This window comes from Rhodococcus sp. KBS0724 (genome assembly GCF_005938745.2).
GTDB lineage: Bacteria > Actinomycetota > Actinomycetes > Mycobacteriales > Mycobacteriaceae > Rhodococcus_F.
Window position 1 is genome coordinate 4,363,505 of the sequence record NZ_VCBX02000001.1, and the last position, 17,940, is coordinate 4,381,444.

The following is a 17,940-nucleotide window of genomic DNA, read 5'->3' on the forward strand; positions in this document are numbered from 1 at the left end:
ATAGTTCATCATCTGTCCAACTCCAGGACGGATCTTCTCTCACGACATGCGCAGGAGCCCTACTCGATGGATCTGAACCTGATCACCCATTGGCGTCCACAACCCGGGAGGGTGGTCGAATGGGGGGTCACCGACACGTGCGCCGCGAGCGCTGCCGGAGCACAGATCAATCGGGATCTACCTCCTACGACGATGCAGGATCGTCACTTTCGACGTGCACGGATCGCCGCCGAGAACGGTGATCACCAGTCGCCCTGGATCGGCATCGCCTTCGATTTCGACGGCCCGCTCGACCGGGCGGCGATGACGCGCGCCCTGACGAAGTACGTCCGCCGGCACGACACCCTGCACAGTTGGTTCTCGTTCGACGCCGCAATGACAGATCCTGCAGACACCGACTTCCCGGTTCGACGCCATGTGGTGCCGCCCGAGACCATCGATCTCACATACCGGGAAGGTCCGGAACTGAGCGATCCGGAGGACGTCCGGGCTCTGGTCGAGCAGAAGTTCGCCGCCGAAACCAGTGGATTGGGTTGGCCTGCGTTTGTCTTCGGTGCGATCGAACACCTCTCGACCCCATCACCGCGCTTCACTCTGTTCCACGCGATCGATCACGCGCACACCGACATGTATTCGATGGTGCTGACGTACGCGGAGCTGCGCGCACGCTACGCCGCGGAAACGGCCGGAACCGAAGTCGAGCTTCCGCCTGCGGGCAGTTATGCGCAGCTGGGTCGAGCCGAGAAGGACCTCGCCGCGACCCTGACCATGGAATCTCCTGCGGTTCACGAGTGGCTCGGCTACCTCATGCGCAGCGGTGGGTCCTTCCCCGGATTTGCGCTGCCGCTCGGCGCCGAGGACGCCCCGAAACCGGCGATCGGATCGCGGTTCGATTTGGCCGACGATATTGAATGCGAGAAATTCGGCGCAGTCTGCAAGGAAAACGGATCGAATTTCATCGGTGGAATTTTCACTGCGCTCGCTATTACCGAATTCGAACTGGCAGGCCGGGACAAGTACATCGCGCTCTCGCCGGTCAGCACTCGATCCGAGGCCGACACATTCTCACAAGGTTGGTACGTCAATCTGATTCCGGTCGGAATCGATATCGGGGAGCAACACACGTTCACGCAGTTGGCGGAGATCGGCCAGCAGGCGTATCACCGGGGCAAGGAACTTCTGGACGTTTCCGTTCAGCAAGTGATCGACGTCGTCCTCGCTGCCATGGGTGACGCGGGAGCGTCGACCGGAATTACGAAGACGTTGACGCCGCCCCCCATCGTCTCTTACATCGACGGCCGCCGCACACCGGGAGCGGAAACCTACGTCGAGACCAATGCCACCGGCATCGTCGGTGGTAAGGAAACACAGATCGCCTCGATGTGGATCAATCGGGTGCAAACCGGTACCTGGATGGCCATTTCTCATCCCGACACACCGACGGCACACGAGTCGGTCACCCGCTTCGCCAAGCACTTGTCGAATGTCATCACAACTGTTGCCACACAGGGTGATTACTCGATCTCACGCGCGTCCGGCGTCGCCTGATGCATGTCACATCGATCGATCGATACGGCCTCGAACCTGGCGTAGTCACCGAATGGTCGCTGCAGCCGGCCGACGGCGCGGTCACGGAATCCGCGATTCCACCGTCGTACAATCAGCATTTCCACCTCGAGACTGCGCGCACTCATGGCGTCGGCCGAAGTGTCTGGATGGCAGCAGCTTTCGACCTTCCCGGACAATTGAACCGCCCGGCACTGGATCTGGCTCTTCGCCTGTTCATCAGTCGGCACGACACGTTGCACACCGGCTTCGAGGTCGGCGAGTTCGGTGCGGTTCGAATGGATCTGGACCATGCGACCGCAACCATTGTCACGTCCGAGCCGCTGACGACCGCAACCACCGCTGAATTGCGCAGCCATCTCAAGAAGCGATTCACCGAGGTCTGCGATCCTTTGACCTTCCCCGCGTACACCTTCGCGACCGTCGAGCGCGCCGAGCATTACACGGTCCTGAGCGCGTTCGACCACACCTTGGTGGACGGCTATTCACTGGTCATCGCCCTCGGCGAGCTTCGTCAGATCTACGAAGGTCTGAACGCGCTGCCCGCACTCGACGACGCGGGCGCTGTTGCCGACGTGATGAGCCACCTGGGTGATCCGGGCAGCTTCGTGCGCTACTGCGAACTCGAAGCAGACGGATTGGTTCCCATCGAGAACGATCCGCGTCTGCGGGAGTGGGAGCGGTTCTACGAGATCTGCGGCGGCACGTCGCCGAGTTTCCCCCTCGATCTCGGTGTGGAGGGCGGACATCCGGCGCCGCAAGGTGCGGACGTGCGGGTTCTCCTCGATGCCGATCGCACTGCGGAGTTCGACTCGATCTGCACAGCGGCGGGCGGCAGTGTCTTCACCGGAGTTCTCACGGCGATGGGGATGACGGTGGAATCGACTACCGGGAAATCCACACTGCCCCTGCAGTTTCCGTTGCACATTCGCAAGGATCCGCGCTGGGCGGACGCGATCGGGTGGCTCACCACCAGCGCACCGATCACCGTGCGGGTCACTCCGGACCGCGATTTCGGTGCGTCGCTGGCACATACACACGCGTCGTTCCGCGTGGCACTGACACTCGAAGGTCTCACGATGGCGCAGGTTCGTGATGCGTTGGGCGAGAAGATCCGTCGCACTCGCACCGATGTCTTCATGGTTTCCTACATCGACTACCGCAGGCTTCCCGGCACCGACGATCACGACGAACTGAACGCCCACCACATCAGCAACGTCACAGTGGCCGACGACGCACAGTTCTGGATCTCACGGACGAATCGCGGCCTGTCCTTGCGGTCGCGGTTCCCGGACACCGACGTAGCGAACGTCACGATGGTGAAGTTCCTCACCGAACTCGACCGTGTACTCCACGACATCTGCGATCGCGGCGTGACGCCGATCGGAAGTCTGACCGAACAATTGAGGGATTCGGCGATCGGAGCGGGAACACCGCGGATCTAGCCCGATCCGAGTGCGTGGGCAGCGCGAGCAGGTGCCCACGCACTCGTTCGAGCGACTCTCACGCGGGGAGCGCCTAGAATCGTTGAAGTCCGTCTATCGACCCGATCGATTCGCCTTACAGGAGCCACCCGTGCCCGTTGCCCCCGATCCTTCACCCGCGTTTGCCGAGTTCAGTAATCCCGACCGGTTGGTCTCCACTGAATGGCTGTCGGCAAATATCGGTGCGCCGGGACTGAAGGTGGTCGAATCCGACGAGGACGTGCTGCTCTACGACATCGGGCACATCCCCGGCGCAGTCAAGATCGACTGGCACCTCGACCTCAACGATCGAGTCACGCGCGATTACATCGACGGCGAGGCCTTTGCCGAGCTGATGAATCGCAAGGGCATCAGCCGCGACGACACCGTGGTCATCTACGGCGACAAGAGCAACTGGTGGGCGGCATACGCGCTGTGGGTGTTCACGCTGTTCGGCCATGAGGACGTCCGTCTGCTCGACGGCGGTCGCGACGTGTGGATCGCGGAGAACCGCGACACGTCGTTCGACGTCCCCTTTGCCACCTCCACCGGTTATCCGGTGATCCCGCGCAACGACGCTCCTATCCGCGCCTTCAAGGACGATGTCCTGGCGCATCTCGGTGACGGCCCGCTGATCGATGTGCGGTCGCCGCAGGAGTACACCGGCGAGCGCACCCATATGCCCGATTACCCGGAAGAGGGTGCGCTGCGCGGCGGTCATATCCCCAGCGCCCGGAGCATTCCGTGGGCCAAGGCCGCAGCACCCGACAGCCGGTTCCGCACCCGCGCGGAACTCGACGAGATCTACGGCGATCTGTCACGCGAAGACAAGATCGTGGCGTACTGCCGTATCGGCGAGCGGTCGAGCCACACGTGGTTTGTCCTCACCCACCTCCTCGGGTACCCCGACGTCCGCAACTACGACGGTTCCTGGACCGAGTGGGGCAACGCCGTGCGTGTTCCGATCGCTGTCGGCGAAGAGCCCGGAGACGTTCCCGCCGGAGTATCGGCATGAGCGGATTGCCGGAGCCACTGGCGGAGATCGTCGACGACTTCGCAGCCGTCGGCACCTCGGACAAGCTCACTCTTCTTCTCGAGTTCAGTCGCGAGTTGCCACCGCTGCCGGCCGAGCTCGAACAAGACGCCATGGAACCCGTTCCCGAATGCCAGTCGCCGCTGTTCCTTTCGGTGGACGATTCCGATCGTGACAAGGTCCGTCTGTATTTCAGCGCGCCTGCCGAAGCTCCCACCACTCGCGGTTTTGCCTCCATCCTGGCCCAGGGCCTCGACGGGCAGAGCGCCGACGCGATCCTTGCGGTTCCCGACGATTTCTACTCGGCACTCGGCCTCGCGGAAGCAGTCAGTCCCCTTCGCCTGCGCGGCATGTCCGCGATGCTCGCGCGTATCAAGCGCCGCTTGCGGGGCTGAACACAAGAACATGGAATTCACCGAACTTGCCGACTACGCGATTCCCAGTGGATCGCTCGTCGAATGGCTTCCGTGCGCAACCGGTCAATGGACTCCTGATCCGCGGCCGGCGTCGTACATCCATGAGGCACACCTGCAGCGCTCGTCCGCGGGCGCCGGCGAACAATCTTGGCTGGGAACAGCTTTCGAGATCCCGGGGCCGCTCGACCTCGACGCCTTCCGAACTACTCTGCAGCAGTGGATCGATCGACACGAGGTTCTGCGCTCGCACACGTCGCTCGATACGGAGTCGGGTGAGATCACTCGGCACACGGTTCCCGTGAACGGGATCGATATCGGTGTTGTCGACCACGGATACAACTCGCCGAGCCAGGTCAACTTCGAGCACCTGCACCGTCTGTTCGACGAGTTTGCGTCGCCGCACAGTTGGCCGTCGTACGTCTTCGCGACTCTCACTCCGCGAAGCGACGACGCCCCGTTCACAGTATTCTTCGCGGCCGATCATTCGATCATCGACGGTTTTTCCATCGTCTTGATCGCTCACGAGATCGCGTCGCTGTATCGCGAGAATCTGACCGGTCAGCCTGCCAACTTGTTCCCGGTCGGCAGTTATGTCGATTTCGGGGCTCAGGAACGCGAACAGATGGCCGATCAGGATGCCGAAGACGCTGCTCTCGATGTCTGGCGTGAGGCCCTGGCAGGCAGCGGACTCCCCCAGTTTCCGCTGCCTATCGGCGACCGGGGAACCGAGTCGCAGAACGGGCTGTCGACGTGGCTTCTCGATACCGATCAATCGAAGGCGTTCAGCGCCAGGTGCGCCGCGAGCGGGGTGGGCTACTTCGCGGGACTGCTCAGCCGTCTGGCAGCCGTCGGACACGATGTCGCGGGCGTTGATCGATTCCGGGTCGTGACGCCGATCCACACTCGTACCGCTCAGGAATGGGCCGGCGCGCTGGGGTGGTTCGTCGGTTTGTGTCCACTCGACATCGCGGTTGATTCGGAGCTTTCGTTCGACACTCTCGCCGAGCGCGCGGCGGCATCGATGTCCGCGCGCAAACCAGCCGCGGCGATACCGTTCGATCGCATCGGAGAGAAACTCGGAACTCCGATCCGGCCTCGATTTGTGGTGTCCTACATGGATGTTCGATTTGTCCCTGAAGCGGCGCAGTGGCCCGAATGGAAAGCACGAGCGCTGCGCAGCAAGGCATACACCCATGACGTCTACCTCTGGATCAATCGAACCCCACAGGGCCTCAATCTTGCCGTGCGCTATCCCAACAACGACACCGCGAACTCGTCGGTGCACAGGTATGTGGCAGCGTTCCGTCGAGCGATCGAGGAATCGGTCGCAGGCAACGAAGAGAAGAACCCTACAATCGACGCTCCCGGCTACTCACCGGTAGCTTTGCAAACCGTTTCATGAGCCAGGTCCAGGTAGACCGATCCGGTTGCAACCTGCATCGAAGCAGTGAATACACTCCAAAACGATGCCAGTAAGACTTCGACGGTGACCCCTCGTGAATACACCGGAGGAGACAGATAATGCGAACTACAGGAGGCTCAGTGCCCAGTCATGCCAGCGCGCACATTACGAAGGTGCTTGTCGCGAACCGCGGTGAGATCGCGGTGCGGGTCATTCGGGCAGCCAAGGACGCCGGCTACGGCAGCGTCGCTGTCTACGCCGAACCCGATGCCAACGCACAGTTCGTAAAGCTCGCAGACGAGGCGTTTGCCCTCGGTGGACAGACGTCCGCCGAGTCCTACCTCGTATTCGACAAGATCCTCGACGCTGCCCGTAAGTCCGGTGCAGACGCCATCCACCCGGGCTACGGTTTCCTCTCCGAGAACGCCGACTTCGCGCAGGCCGTCATCGACGCGAACCTGATCTGGATCGGTCCGTCACCGCAGTCCATCCGCGACCTCGGCGACAAGGTCACCGCTCGCCACATCGCAGAGCGCGCCAAGGCTCCCATGGCAGCCGGCACCAAGGACCCGGTCAAGGGCGCCGACGAGGTTGTCGCGTTCGCCAAGGAGTTCGGTGTCCCGGTCGCGATCAAGGCTGCCTTCGGCGGCGGTGGACGCGGCATGAAGGTCGCGCAGACCATCGAGGAAATCCCCGAGCTCTTCGAATCCGCTACGCGTGAGGCCATCGCCGCTTTCGGTCGCGGTGAGTGCTTCGTCGAGCAGTACCTCGACAAGGCCCGCCACGTCGAAGCTCAGGTCATCGCCGACCAGCACGGCAACGTCGTTGTCGCCGGTACCCGCGACTGCTCGCTGCAGCGTCGCTTCCAGAAGCTCGTCGAAGAGGCTCCGGCCCCCTTCCTGACGGACGACCAGCGCGCACGCATCCACGCGTCCGCGAAGGCCATCTGCAAGGAAGCCGGCTACTACGGCGCCGGAACGGTCGAGTACCTGGTTCAGGGCGACACCATCTCCTTCCTCGAGGTCAACACGCGCCTGCAGGTCGAGCACCCGGTCACGGAAGAGACCGCGGGCATCGACCTCGTGCGTCAGCAGTTCCTCATCGCCAACGGCGAAGAACTCTCCATCAAGGAAGATCCCACCCCGCGTGGACACTCCTTCGAGTTCCGCATCAACGGTGAAGATGCCGGCCGCGGCTTCATGCCTGCTCCCGGCCCGGTCTCCGTCTACCGCGAGCCCACGGGCCCCGGCGTTCGCGTCGACTCCGGTGTTGTCGCCGGCGACGTCATCGGCGGACAGTTCGACTCCATGCTCGCCAAGCTCATCGTTACGGGAGCCACCCGCGAAGAAGCTCTCCAGCGGGCTTCGCGCGCGTTGGCCGAGTTCGAGATCGACGGCCTCGCGACCGTCCTCCCGTTCCACCGCCACATCGTCGAGAACCCGGCATTCGTCGGTGACGGCGAGAAGTTCGACATCTACACCAAGTGGATCGAAACCGACTGGGAAAACACCATCGAGCCGTACGCCGGTTCCGGTGCTCCTGTCGACGACGAGGACGAGGCTCTGCCGCGTCAGAACGTTGTCGTCGAGGTCGGTGGACGTCGTGTCGAGGTTTCCCTCCCGGGTCAGTTCTCGCTCGGCAACGGCGGCGGCGCGGCATCCGGTGCCATCCGCAAGAAGCCGAAGGCACGCAAGCGCGGCGGCGCGGGCGGCGGCGCAGCATCCGGTGACGCCGTCACCGCTCCGATGCAGGGCACCGTCGTCAAGGTTGCCGTCACCGAAGGCCAGGAAGTTGCCGAAGGCGACCTCATCGCTGTCCTCGAGGCCATGAAGATGGAAAACCCCGTCAACGCGCACAAGGCCGGTATCGTCACCGGACTGTCCGTCGAGGCCGGCGCAGCCATCACGCAGGGAACGGTTCTCGCAGAACTGAAGTAAGACCATCTGCCTCTGTGCGCCTTCTCGGTAGTTTCCCACTACCGAGAAGGCGCACAGTCGTTTCCGGCCACTAGTCTGTAGCCATGGCTGACGTTCCCGACATTCGTATCGGTACCACTGAACGCGAACAAGCGCTCTCGCTCCTGAGCGAGCACTTTGCCGCCGGTCGCCTCACTGTCTCCGAGTTCGACGAGCGCAGCGCAATCGTCACTGCGGCAACCACCCGCAGCGAACTGACCCCGGTGTTCCAGGACCTGCCAGGTACGGTGCCGACTCCAGCGGTAGACACTGCTCCCGCGGCCCGGAAATTCGACCCCGACTGGTCCGGTCGCATCATGGCGGTCATCCCGATTCTTGCCCTCATCCTCTTCTTCGTCACCGGCACGTGGCTGTGGTTTCTTGCTATCCCCCTGGCCGGTGCCCTGCTGTTCGGGACGGACGCCGAACGCAAGAAGGCACGCAAGAAAAAACGTCGCGACGACAGGAATTCCTGATTCATGGACCCGATAGAAATCAACGCGGGCGCGTGGTATCTGCGAGCGTTGCGCGCAGACGAGCGTGTCGACGACAGACCGGCGCTTGCCGACGGCGGTATCACCGACCCCGAATACGTCGGTCAGCGGAGCGCTCAGTGGCGTGAAAACAGCGTCTACTCGTGGGCGGTGTGCCAACCCAACACCGGTGAGCTTCTCGCGGAGGTCGTCCTGACGCCGCACGCCCCCACTGCCACCCTCGACGGTTGGGCGAGGACCGGTCACGACGACGCTCTCACGACGGCGTGTGCTGCCGTCGCGAGGTTCGCCGAAGGTGCACTGGATCTGAGCGTGACGCAGCAGTGAAGAACCACCGGTACTGGCCACTGGCGATAGCCGTGGTCATCGCGTTGATCATGCTGTTCTCTCCCGGCTCCACCGTTCCGTCCGGGCCGGAGAACAGCGACAAGGTCACCCATACGGTGATGTTCGTCGTTCTGGCGATGACGTCGTTGTACGCCCGAATCCCCTGGTGGCTCACGGCGCTGTGGCTGATCGCCTTTGCCGCGGTATCCGAAGTCCTGCAGGGTGTGTTGCCGATTTCGCGTTCAGGCTCGGTGTGGGACGCGGCCGCGGATCTGGTCGGTATCGCGATCGGCATCGGGATCGCCGCGGCGGTGGGATACCGGCGACGGGCCCGCGCCGTCTGACCCGCGCCGTTTGACCCGAGATCAGCCGATCAGGTTGCTGCGCAAGCGAGTCTGGGTGTCCTGGTCGATCTTCAATCCGTCCGTGAAGTACGACTCGATGGAACCGTGCACCGATTCCACTTCGGCCAGTGACGCCTCCAGGTACTCCGGCCGTACCCCCAGGACACCTTCGAGCAGCGTCGGGTTCCCACCCGAGGCGGCAAATTTCTCGAAGAGCGGCGCGAACAGTGGAAGCAGGATCGTGTTGGTCAGCAGGTAGTCCTCGAACACCGCGTCCTTCGACGCGCCGAGGAAGAGCAGCAGCGCCGCCGCGGCCCATCCCGTCCGGTCTTTCCCCGTCGTGCAGTGGATGAGTGCCGGCGCACTCGACGGCTCTGCCAGATCGAGGAACAACTGGCGGTACGACGCCACCGCGCTTGGCAAGGTCACGAAATCGCGGTAGCTGCCCTCGAAGTACTCGAGCGCCTGACCGCTTCCCAGCAACTCCGACGCGGCCCGCGGATCCGCGATCATCTGCTGCATCTGGGCGGGGATGGCTCGATACTGCTTGTCCGCCAATACGTCCAGTCCGAGTTCCCGGATTCCGGCCGGCGTCCGGTCTGGTGCTGTTTCACGCTCGGAGGCGGTTCGCAGGTCGTAGATCGTGGTGACTGCCAAGTCGGCCAGCGTTTTCTCTCCTTCTGCGTCGAGTGACGCCAGATCGGTAGAGCGGTACACCGCGCCGGTTCGCACCGAACCGCCGAATCGACACTCCGGTCCCCCGATGTCGCGCAGGTTCGCCAGGGAAGGAACAACGGAGGACGGCCGGGGATTGTCAGTCATGTCTATGAAGATACTCACCATGGTGCACAGGACAATTGCGACTGAGCGATCTCCCGTAATTGCTGCGCTACATTTCCGAAACATGTTCGGATAATGCTGTGGACATGCCTACAACGAATTCCAGTGGTCTCGATGCGTTCAACGCACTCGCTGACCAGTCGGCGGCGTCGGCACTGCTCGAATGCTGTCACTCGGACTCCTGGGCGGGCGCGCTCGCGGCGGCGCGGCCTTTCGAGAGCGTCGACGCTCTGCTGGAGTGCGCGGATTCCGTGCTGCGCGACCTACCCGAATCAGAGATCGACAAGGCCCTCGCGGGGCACCCTCGTATCGGTGAGCGCACCGATAGTGCGTCGTCGAGCCGGGAACAGGCCGCGGTATCCACCGCCGGCGACGACGTTCTCGAGCAGTTGCGGATCAAGAACGCCGAGTACGAGGGCAAGTTCGCGCACGTCTATCTGGTCTGTGCGAGCGGCCGGTCGGCCACCGAACTTCTCGACGTTCTCGGCAAGCGCCTGGGAAACGACCCGGAGACCGAACGCCGCGTGCTACGAATCGAGTTGGCCGCTATCAATCGCATCAGACTCACTCGTCTGATCGACTCGTTGTCCGGAGATGACGCATGAGCAAGGTACTGAGTACGCACGTCCTCGATTCGACAACCGGCAACCCGGCGCAGGGTGTCCACGTCCAGCTCTGTGCGTCGGACGGTTCACCGATTTCGCAGGCCGAGACCGACTCCGACGGCCGGGTCGCCGAACTTGCCACAGCCGGCCTGACTCCCGGCATCTACCGCCTGATCTTCGACACCGGAACATATTTCGAGTCGATCGGACAGGAATCCTTCTATCCGGAAGTGACAGTGACCTTCCGGATCGACAACACGAGCCGTGGGTATCACGTCCCGCTGTTGCTGTCCCCCTTTGCCTATTCCACCTATCGCGGAAGCTGAGAACCACTGTGAACACCATCAACACGACCGCCGCACCGCTCTCCGGAACCATCGAACTCACGGGGCATCAGTACGGCAAAGCCGAGAACCGGGTAGTCCGGATCTACCGCGACACCCCTCGCCACGAGATTCACGACGTCAACGTCTCCACTTGTCTGCGAGGCGATTTCGCCGATGCGTATCTCACCGGTGATCAGTCGAAGGTGCTTCCCACCGACACGCAGAAGCAGACCGCATACGCGTACGCCAAGGAGAAGGGGCTGATCTCGATCGAGTCGTACGGACTCGAACTCGCATCGCATTTTGTCGACGACATCGAACCGGTGACGGGCGCCCGGATCGAGATCGAGGAGTACGCCTGGGAGCGCGCGGTGGTCGACGGCGCCGAGCACGATCACACGTGGATTCGTAAGGGCCAGGAAGTGCGCACCGCCTCGATCACGCACGACGACACCGGAACCTGGGTGATCGGCGGCCTGAAGGACCTGGTTCTGCTCAAGTCCACCGGCAGTGAGTTCTCCGGGTTCCTGCAGGACCCGTACACCGTCCTCGAACCCACGCAGGACCGCGTCATGGCCACGACGCTGGTGGCGCAGTGGCGATTTGTCACCACCGACGTCGACTGGGAAGCGGTGTACGTCGCCGTCAAGGCCCAAATCGTCAAGCAGTTCGCGACGGTGCACTCACTTGCACTGCAGCAGACACTTTTTCAGATCGCCAAGGCAATCCTCGAGGAGTTCCCGATCATTGCCGAGGTGCGGTTGTCCGCACCCAACAAGCATCACTTCGATTACGCGCTCGGCCGTTTCGGAATCGAGAACGACAACGAGGTGTTCCATGCCGCGGATCGCCCGTACGGTCTGATCCAGGCTGCCGTCAGCCGCTCGGACGCGCCGGACGCCGGCCCGTCGTGGACCACCTACGCCGGATGGCTTTCGTGACCGACTTCGTCATCAACAGTGCAAACTCCGTGACCGACTTCGTCATCACGGGTGCGCACGTCGTCACGATGGACGGCGCCCGCACCGAATTCACCGACGGATACGTCGCCGTCACCGGGAACACGATCAGCGCCATCGGGCGCGGGCCCGCCCCGGAGTTTCCCGGGGCACAGACCGTCGACGCCCGCGGTTGCCTCGTCACGCCGGGTCTGGTGAACACCCACCACCATCTGTACCAGTGGATCACTCGCGGCCTGGCTGCCGATTCGACGTTGTTCCAGTGGCTGACCACCCTGTACCCGATCTGGGCGGGCATCGACGCCGACGCCGTGCACACAGCCGCGACCGGTGGCCTCGCTGCGTTGGCAAAAACGGGATGCACCACCACCACCGATCATCACTACGTGGTTCCACGCGATGCCGGTGACGTGTTCGAAGCGGAGATCACGGCGGCAGCTCAGGTTGGTCTGCGATTCCATCCGACTCGTGGGTCGATGGACCTCGGGCAGAGTTCTGGTGGACTACCACCCGATCACGTGGTGGAAAAGCTGGACGACATCCTCGCAGGCACCGCATCCGTCATCGACCGGTGGCACGACCCCAGCCCCGATTCGATGCTGCGAATCGCGGTGGCGCCATGCTCCCCGTTCTCGGTCACCGAGGCGTTACTCCGGGAGTCCGCGGTTCTGGCCCGCGAGGCCGGCGTCCGGATGCACACGCATTTGGCGGAGACCCTGGATGAGCAGGACTTCTGCGCAGAACTGTTCGGATGTACTCCGATGGAGTACATGGAGCGAGTCGGTTGGGTCGGCCCGGACGTGTGGTTCGCGCACGCCGTCCACCTCGACGATTCCGCGATTGAAACGATGGCACGCACGGGAACCGCTGCGGCACACTGCCCTACGTCCAATGCGCGACTCGGCGCCGGGATAGCCCGCACCCGCGAATTACTCGACGCCGGCGTCACGATCGGGCTCGGAGTCGACGGCGCAGCCAGCAACGAGGCGTGCAGTCTGGTCGAGGAATCACGTCACGCCCTGCTTTTCGCCCGCGCACGCGGCGGCCCCCAGGCTCTGACGGTTCGCACCGCACTGGAACTCGGGACAATCGGGGGCGCGCGGGTTCTCGGCCGTGAGCACGAGATCGGCTCCCTCGAAGTGGGAAAACTGGCCGACCTCGCGGTGTGGGATCTGAACACACTCGCGCACACCGGAATCACCGACCCGGTCGCGGCATTGGTACTCGGCTCGACACCACCACTGAAACTGCTGATGGTGAACGGAGCGGTTGTTGTCGCAGGCGATCGGGTAACCACAATCGACGAGGACGTCGTCGCATCGGACGTCGCTCGCGCACACCTCGACCTGGTGCGAAAGGCCGGGTGAGCGACGCAATGGATCTGCACACCGTCGATCAGGTTCTGGTACCGGCCACGCGGACCGATCTTCCCGGTCCGTCGACCGGTGTCGGATTCATCGGGGGCGGCACCTGGCTGTACTCGGAACCGCAACCCCATCTGAGCACTCTTGTCGATCTGGCCGGTTTCGGCTGGGAACCGCTCATCGTCAACGAGCGCGGCCTCGAAATCGCCGCGACGTGCACGATCGAAGAGCTGTGCCGCTCGGAACTCTCGGGGCAGTTCCGGGCCGCACAGTTGTTTCGGGACTGCGCGGACGCACTATTGGCATCGTGGAAAGTGTTGCGCCACGCCACCGTCGGCGGAAATATCGCACTGTCGTTTCCCGCCGGCGCCATGACAACGATGGCCGTCACTCTCGATGGCGAACTGACCGTCTGGAGTCCGTGCGGGCGTGAGTACCGAGTGGCCGTGAAGGATTTTGTGACCGGGAACGGCACGAACTCGCTGGCCGTCGGCGAGATCATTCGGAGCATCACGCTCCCCACCCGGTCGCTGCTCGCGCGCACCGCGCTACGCAAGCTGGCTCAGACCTCGCTCGGGCGGTCTGCGGTTGTCGTGGCGGGCCGAAAAGACGTCGCGGGCTTCACGCTCAGTGTCACAGCAGCGACGCAGCGACCCCACGTCTTGCGATTCGACGCGCACCCGACCGCTGCGGAACTGGCCGAATCACTACGCCTGATTCCGAACGACGAATTTTTCACGGACGTCCACGGCAGCGCCCCCTGGCGCGAGTCGATGACAGCACTACTGGCCGAAGAGGTCAGGGAGGAACTCACATGAAGTACTCCGTCGACGGGGTTCCCCGCGACGACGAACCGCGTCCGGGACAGTGTTTGCGGACGTTCCTGCGCGAGCACGGCACCACGTCCGTCAAGAAAGGCTGCGACGCCGGAGATTGCGGCGCGTGTTCGGTGCTGCTGGACGGCACCCCGACCCATTCGTGCATCTTCCCGGCGCACCGCGTCGGCGGACACGAGATTGTGACCGCAACCGGACTCGGCACCGAAGGTGCTCTGCACCCGACGCAACAGGCGTTTGTCGACGCCGGCGGATTTCAGTGTGGTTTCTGCACCGCAGGCATGGTCGTGACGGCGTCGGCGCTCACGTGTGCACAGAAGGCGAACCTGCCGCAGTCGATGAAGGGAAACCTGTGCCGCTGCACAGGATATCGCTCGATCCGCGACGCCTTGGCTGGAACGAAGAACATCGAAAACGTGGATCGCGACGCGGCGCAGGGACGTTCGGTTGCGGCCCCGGCATCGAGTCGAATCGTCACCGGAACGGAACCTTTCACGCTGGATCTGGCCGAAGGCGACGTCCCGTCCGGCCTGACACACGCGGCGGTCCTCAGCAGCCCACACCCCCATGCATACATCAAGAACATCAACACTGCGGCAGCGCAGTCCGCGCCCGGCGTCGTTGCCATCCTGACCTATCTCGACAGCCCGGATGTTCTCTTTTCCACGGCACGCCATCAGGACCGCAGCGACGACCCGGACGACACCCGCATCTTCGACCGCACCGTGCGTTTCATCGGTCAGCGAGTTGCCGCCGTCATCGCAGAAACACCGCGGGACGCGCAGCGTGCATTGGCATTGATCGAGGTCGACTTCGAGGTTCGCGCCGCGGTGTTCGATCCCGAGCCGGCGCGCTCGCCCGGCGCGCCGCTTCTGCACGCGGACAAGGATGTTGCTGCGCGTATCGCCGAGCCGGCGCGCAACGTCGTCGCCGCCCTGCACGACGGCGTGGGCGATGTCGAGAAAGCGCTCCGTGCATCCGCTGCCGTCGTCGAAGGCACCTGGCAGACTGCTCGCGTTCAGCATGTCGCCATGGAAACCCACGCCGCGGTGGGCTGGCTGGACTCAGGTGGCCGGCTTGTCATTCGCAGCAGCACGCAGGTGCCGTTCCTGGTTCGCGACGAGCTGGCGCACATCTTCGGTCTCGCCCGCGAGGAAGTCCGTGTGTTCACCGCGCGTGTGGGCGGCGGTTTCGGCGGCAAGCAGGAAATGCTGACCGAGGACCTGGTTGCCCTTGCCGTCCGGAAGACCCAGCGGCCGGTCCAGTACGAGTTCAGCCGCAGCGATCAGTTCACGACGGCCCCGTCGCGGCATCCCATGCGGGTGTCTGTCCGGCTGGGCGCTGACGAGCACGGCCGTCTGAGCGCGCTGGCGATCGACGTCCTCTCCGACGCCGGGGCGTACGGCAATCATTCGGTCGGAGTGATGTTCCACGGCTGCGCGGAATCGATTGCCGTCTACCGTTGCCCGAACAAACGCGTCGACGCCGAGGCGGTGTACACGAACAACGTGCCGTCTGGTGCGTTCCGCGGCTACGGCCTGGGGCAGATCATCTTTGCCGTCGAATCCGCGATGGATCAGCTTGCTCGGAAAGTCGGTATCGACCCGTTCGAATTCCGTCGGCGCAACGTGGTGGTTCCGGGAGACGACTTCGTGGACTGGCACGTCGAGGACGGCGACCTCGAGTTCGGAAGTTACGGTCTCGACCAGTGTCTTGACCTGGTCGAGCGCGCGCTGTCGAGTGGACGAGGACTGCCGTCGCCCGACGGACACCGATGGCGAACCGGGCAGGGCATGGCTGTCGCGATGATCGCCACGATCCCGCCCCGCGGACATTTTGCCGACACCACGGTCACCCTCGAATCCGACGGGCGGTACGTGGTTCGGATCGGCACAGCCGAATTCGGTAACGGGACAACAACAGTGCATCACCAGATAGCCGCCACCGAGTTGCGCACCACGGTGGATCGCATTGTGATCGCTCAATCCGACACCGATATCGGCGGACACGACACCGGGGCCTTCGGCTCGGCCGGCACGGTCGTGGCGGGCAAGGCTCTCCAGATCGCGTGCGAGCGCCTGCGCGATCGGATACTCGCACGCGCACAGTCCATGGGTGGGCATGCGGTCGAACTCACCGCGGACGGCGTCACCACCACAACCGATCTCATCGGATTCCCGGCGCTCCTCGACGGCGGACCGCTCGCGGCGGACGGGCACCACGACGGCTCGCCGCGGTCGGTGGCGTTCAACGTCCACGGATTTCGGGTCGCGGTGGATACCGCAACGGGCCGGGTGGTCATTCTGCAGTCGGTCCAGGCCGCTGACGCCGGTACCGTGCTGAACCCGGCGCAATTGCGTGGTCAGGTGGAAGGTGGTGTGGGACAAGCACTCGGCGCGGCACTGTTCGAGGAAATCGTCATAGAGGACGGGCGCGTGGTGAATCCGCAACTGCGCAACTATCACGTTCCGCAGTTGGCTGATCTCCCGATCACGGAGGTACTTTTTGCCGACACTTACGACAAGTTGGGACCATTCGGCGCCAAGTCCATGAGCGAAGCGCCGTTCAATCCCGTTGCCCCGGCGCTGGCCAATGCCATCTTCGACGCGGTGGGTGTTCGGTGCCGTGCCACTCCCATGACACCGGATCGGATCTGGGCTCAGCTCACCTCGTAAGCCCGCAAGACCCGCTCGATCGCGTCCACCGCTGCGTCCAACTCACCGGTTGTCACGGTCAGCGGTGGACGGAACCGGATTCCCCGCCGCCCGCTCGGCAGGACGAGAACATGCTCGTTCTCGCGCAGTTCGGCCACCACTCGGTCGCGTAAGTCGCTACTGCTCAGGGTGATAGCGCACAGCAGGCCGCGCCCGCGGGGTTCGGTGACGTCGTCGAACATCTCGCTCGTCGCGGTCAGCCGCGCAAGGAGGTGCGCGCCGGTGAATCGAACCCGGTCGATCAATCGGTCGCGTTCGATGACTTCGAAAATACGCCGGGCGCGCACCATGTCGGTGAGATTGCCGCCCCAGGTCGAGTTGATTCGCGAGCTGACGTGGAAGACGTTGTCCGGCACTTCGTCGACACGGCCGCCGGCCATGATGCCGCAGACTTGAGTCTTCTTCCCGAAGGCAACGACGTCCGGCGTCAACCCCAATTGCTGGTAGGCCCAGGCAGTTCCGGTTGTTCCGCACCCGGTCTGCACTTCGTCGAGGACAAACAAGGTGTCGTTCTCGTGGCACATGTCCTGCATTGCCTGGAGAAACTGCGGCCGGAAATGGTGGTCACCGCCCTCTCCCTGGATGGGTTCGGCGATGAAACAGGCGATGTCGTGCGGATTCTCGTGAAATGCGCGGCGGGCCTGCGCCAGGCTGCCTTGCTCGACTGCCTCGACGTCACGTCCGTCCGCGAGATACGGCGAGTCGATCCGCGGCCAGTCGAACTTGGGGAAGCGGGCAACCTTTCCCGGATCCGTATTGGTAAGCGACATCGTATAGCCACTGCGCCCGTGGAACGCCTCGGTCAAATGCAGGACTTTGGTCCCGAGATCCGGTGAGCGCCCGGCACTTTCGTTCAGCCTGCTCTTCCAGTCGAACGCCACTTTGAGCGCGTTCTCCACAGCAAGTGCGCCACCGTCGACAAAAAACAGGTGCGGCAACGCCGGGTCGCCAAGCACCCGGACGAAGGCCTCGACGAATCGAGCCATAGCCACGCTGTAGATGTCGGAATTGCTCGGTTTGTTTGCTGCAACCATTGCCAATTCGCGCGCGAACGCCTCGTCATCGGCGACGTCGGGATGGTTCATTCCGAGCGCGGATGACCCGAAGAACCCGAACATGTCCAGATAGTCGACACCGGTGCGGAGATCTCGTAGATACACACCGTGTGAGCGCTCGAGATCGAGAACCAGATCAAATCCGTCCGTGAGAATACTGGCGGACAGAACCTCGAACACCGGGAAATCCGCACTGCCGCCGAAGCCTTGCGTCGCGGTACTCATACGCAAAGATTAAGTC

17 protein-coding genes are annotated in these 17,940 nt (G+C 63.5%); 15 read left to right on the top strand and 2 right to left on the bottom strand.

All coding sequences use genetic code 11. The features are described 5' to 3' along the window. The first annotated feature begins 66 nt into the window (after positions 1 to 66). From FFI94_RS20150 to FFI94_RS20190, 9 genes are all read left to right on the top strand, one after another. A complete protein-coding gene (locus FFI94_RS20150; RefSeq protein ID WP_138869387.1) occupies positions 67 to 1,548 on the top strand; it encodes a condensation domain-containing protein in 1,482 nt (493 codons plus the stop codon). Then, entirely contained in the window at positions 1,548 to 3,011 is a 1,464-nt protein-coding gene (locus FFI94_RS20155) for a condensation domain-containing protein (RefSeq protein WP_138869388.1), read from the top strand. The genes FFI94_RS20150 and FFI94_RS20155 overlap by 1 nt, the downstream gene beginning before the upstream one ends. A gap of 130 nt (positions 3,012 to 3,141) precedes the next feature. Then, a complete protein-coding gene (locus tag FFI94_RS20160; RefSeq protein ID WP_138869389.1) occupies positions 3,142 to 4,044 on the top strand; it encodes a sulfurtransferase in 903 nt (300 codons plus the stop codon). Beyond that, entirely contained in the window at positions 4,041 to 4,457 is a 417-nt protein-coding gene (locus FFI94_RS20165) for a SufE family protein (RefSeq protein ID WP_138869390.1), read from the top strand. Before FFI94_RS20160 ends, FFI94_RS20165 begins: the two co-directional genes overlap by 4 nt. A gap of 10 nt (positions 4,458 to 4,467) precedes the next feature. Beyond that, positions 4,468 to 5,880: a condensation domain-containing protein gene (locus FFI94_RS20170; RefSeq protein ID WP_138869391.1), complete on the top strand. Its 1,413-nt coding sequence runs from the start codon at positions 4,468 to 4,470 to the stop codon at positions 5,878 to 5,880. A gap of 140 nt (positions 5,881 to 6,020) precedes the next feature. Then, on the top strand, positions 6,021 to 7,817 hold the full coding sequence (locus tag FFI94_RS20175; protein ID WP_138873305.1) for an acetyl/propionyl/methylcrotonyl-CoA carboxylase subunit alpha: 1,797 nt from the start codon (positions 6,021 to 6,023) through the stop codon (positions 7,815 to 7,817). Positions 7,818 to 7,900: 83 nt separating this feature from the next. Further along, entirely contained in the window at positions 7,901 to 8,311 is a 411-nt protein-coding gene (locus FFI94_RS20180) for a DUF1707 domain-containing protein (RefSeq protein WP_138869392.1), read from the top strand. A 3-nt stretch (positions 8,312 to 8,314) separates the two neighbouring features. Continuing rightward, on the top strand, positions 8,315 to 8,656 hold the full coding sequence (locus FFI94_RS20185; protein WP_138869393.1) for a hypothetical protein: 342 nt from the start codon (positions 8,315 to 8,317) through the stop codon (positions 8,654 to 8,656). Beyond that, a complete protein-coding gene (locus tag FFI94_RS20190; RefSeq protein WP_138869394.1) occupies positions 8,653 to 9,000 on the top strand; it encodes a VanZ family protein in 348 nt (115 codons plus the stop codon). The genes FFI94_RS20185 and FFI94_RS20190 overlap by 4 nt, the downstream gene beginning before the upstream one ends. A gap of 21 nt (positions 9,001 to 9,021) precedes the next feature. Here the strand turns inward: FFI94_RS20190 and FFI94_RS20195 are convergent, their stop codons facing one another. Then, entirely contained in the window at positions 9,022 to 9,822 is an 801-nt protein-coding gene (locus FFI94_RS20195; RefSeq protein WP_138869395.1) for a tyrosine-protein phosphatase, read from the bottom strand. A 104-nt stretch (positions 9,823 to 9,926) separates the two neighbouring features. Between FFI94_RS20195 and uraD the strand changes: the two genes are divergently transcribed. From uraD to FFI94_RS20225, 6 genes are read left to right on the top strand one after another with little or no spacing between them, the layout of a single operon-like run. Continuing rightward, a complete protein-coding gene (gene uraD / locus FFI94_RS20200; RefSeq protein ID WP_138869396.1) occupies positions 9,927 to 10,445 on the top strand; it encodes a 2-oxo-4-hydroxy-4-carboxy-5-ureidoimidazoline decarboxylase in 519 nt (172 codons plus the stop codon). Next, positions 10,442 to 10,771, top strand: a complete 330-nt coding sequence (uraH, locus tag FFI94_RS20205) for a hydroxyisourate hydrolase (protein WP_138869397.1) — start codon at positions 10,442 to 10,444, stop codon at positions 10,769 to 10,771. Before uraD ends, uraH begins: the two co-directional genes overlap by 4 nt. Positions 10,772 to 10,788: 17 nt before the next feature. Continuing rightward, the gene (gene pucL, locus FFI94_RS20210; RefSeq protein ID WP_138873306.1) at positions 10,789 to 11,712 is read left to right on the top strand and encodes a factor-independent urate hydroxylase; all 924 of its coding nucleotides are present in this window, start codon (positions 10,789 to 10,791) and stop codon (positions 11,710 to 11,712) included. Next, entirely contained in the window at positions 11,700 to 13,097 is a 1,398-nt protein-coding gene (locus tag FFI94_RS20215) for an 8-oxoguanine deaminase (RefSeq protein WP_138869398.1), read from the top strand. The genes pucL and FFI94_RS20215 overlap by 13 nt, the downstream gene beginning before the upstream one ends. A gap of 8 nt (positions 13,098 to 13,105) precedes the next feature. After that, positions 13,106 to 13,912, top strand: a complete 807-nt coding sequence (locus FFI94_RS20220; protein WP_138873307.1) for an FAD binding domain-containing protein — start codon at positions 13,106 to 13,108, stop codon at positions 13,910 to 13,912. Beyond that, positions 13,909 to 16,605 carry a molybdopterin cofactor-binding domain-containing protein gene (locus FFI94_RS20225; RefSeq protein ID WP_138869399.1) on the top strand — a complete coding sequence of 899 codons (2,697 nt, stop codon included), beginning with the start codon at positions 13,909 to 13,911 and terminating at the stop codon, positions 16,603 to 16,605. The genes FFI94_RS20220 and FFI94_RS20225 overlap by 4 nt, the downstream gene beginning before the upstream one ends. Here the strand turns inward: FFI94_RS20225 and lat are convergent. Beyond that, on the bottom strand, positions 16,590 to 17,924 hold the full coding sequence (lat, locus tag FFI94_RS20230; RefSeq protein ID WP_138869400.1) for an L-lysine 6-transaminase: 1,335 nt from the start codon (positions 17,922 to 17,924) through the stop codon (positions 16,590 to 16,592). The genes FFI94_RS20225 and lat overlap by 16 nt on opposite strands. Between the last annotated feature and the right edge of the window lie 16 nt (positions 17,925 to 17,940).

Coding starts and splice junctions, on each gene's coding strand:
- FFI94_RS20150 (WP_138869387.1), top strand. CDS start 67: ATGGATCTGAACCTGATCACCCATTGGCGTCCACAACCCGGGAGGGTG.
- FFI94_RS20155 (WP_138869388.1), top strand. CDS start 1,548: ATGCATGTCACATCGATCGATCGATACGGCCTCGAACCTGGCGTAGTC.
- FFI94_RS20165 (WP_138869390.1), top strand. CDS start 4,041: ATGAGCGGATTGCCGGAGCCACTGGCGGAGATCGTCGACGACTTCGCA.
- FFI94_RS20170 (WP_138869391.1), top strand. CDS start 4,468: ATGGAATTCACCGAACTTGCCGACTACGCGATTCCCAGTGGATCGCTC.
- FFI94_RS20180 (WP_138869392.1), top strand. CDS start 7,901: ATGGCTGACGTTCCCGACATTCGTATCGGTACCACTGAACGCGAACAA.
- FFI94_RS20185 (WP_138869393.1), top strand. CDS start 8,315: ATGGACCCGATAGAAATCAACGCGGGCGCGTGGTATCTGCGAGCGTTG.
- FFI94_RS20195 (WP_138869395.1), bottom strand. CDS start 9,822: ATGACTGACAATCCCCGGCCGTCCTCCGTTGTTCCTTCCCTGGCGAAC.
- uraD (WP_138869396.1), top strand. CDS start 9,927: ATGCCTACAACGAATTCCAGTGGTCTCGATGCGTTCAACGCACTCGCT.
- uraH (WP_138869397.1), top strand. CDS start 10,442: ATGAGCAAGGTACTGAGTACGCACGTCCTCGATTCGACAACCGGCAAC.
- FFI94_RS20215 (WP_138869398.1), top strand. CDS start 11,700: ATGGCTTTCGTGACCGACTTCGTCATCAACAGTGCAAACTCCGTGACC.
- FFI94_RS20220 (WP_138873307.1), top strand. CDS start 13,106: ATGGATCTGCACACCGTCGATCAGGTTCTGGTACCGGCCACGCGGACC.
- FFI94_RS20225 (WP_138869399.1), top strand. CDS start 13,909: ATGAAGTACTCCGTCGACGGGGTTCCCCGCGACGACGAACCGCGTCCG.
- lat (WP_138869400.1), bottom strand. CDS start 17,924: ATGAGTACCGCGACGCAAGGCTTCGGCGGCAGTGCGGATTTCCCGGTG.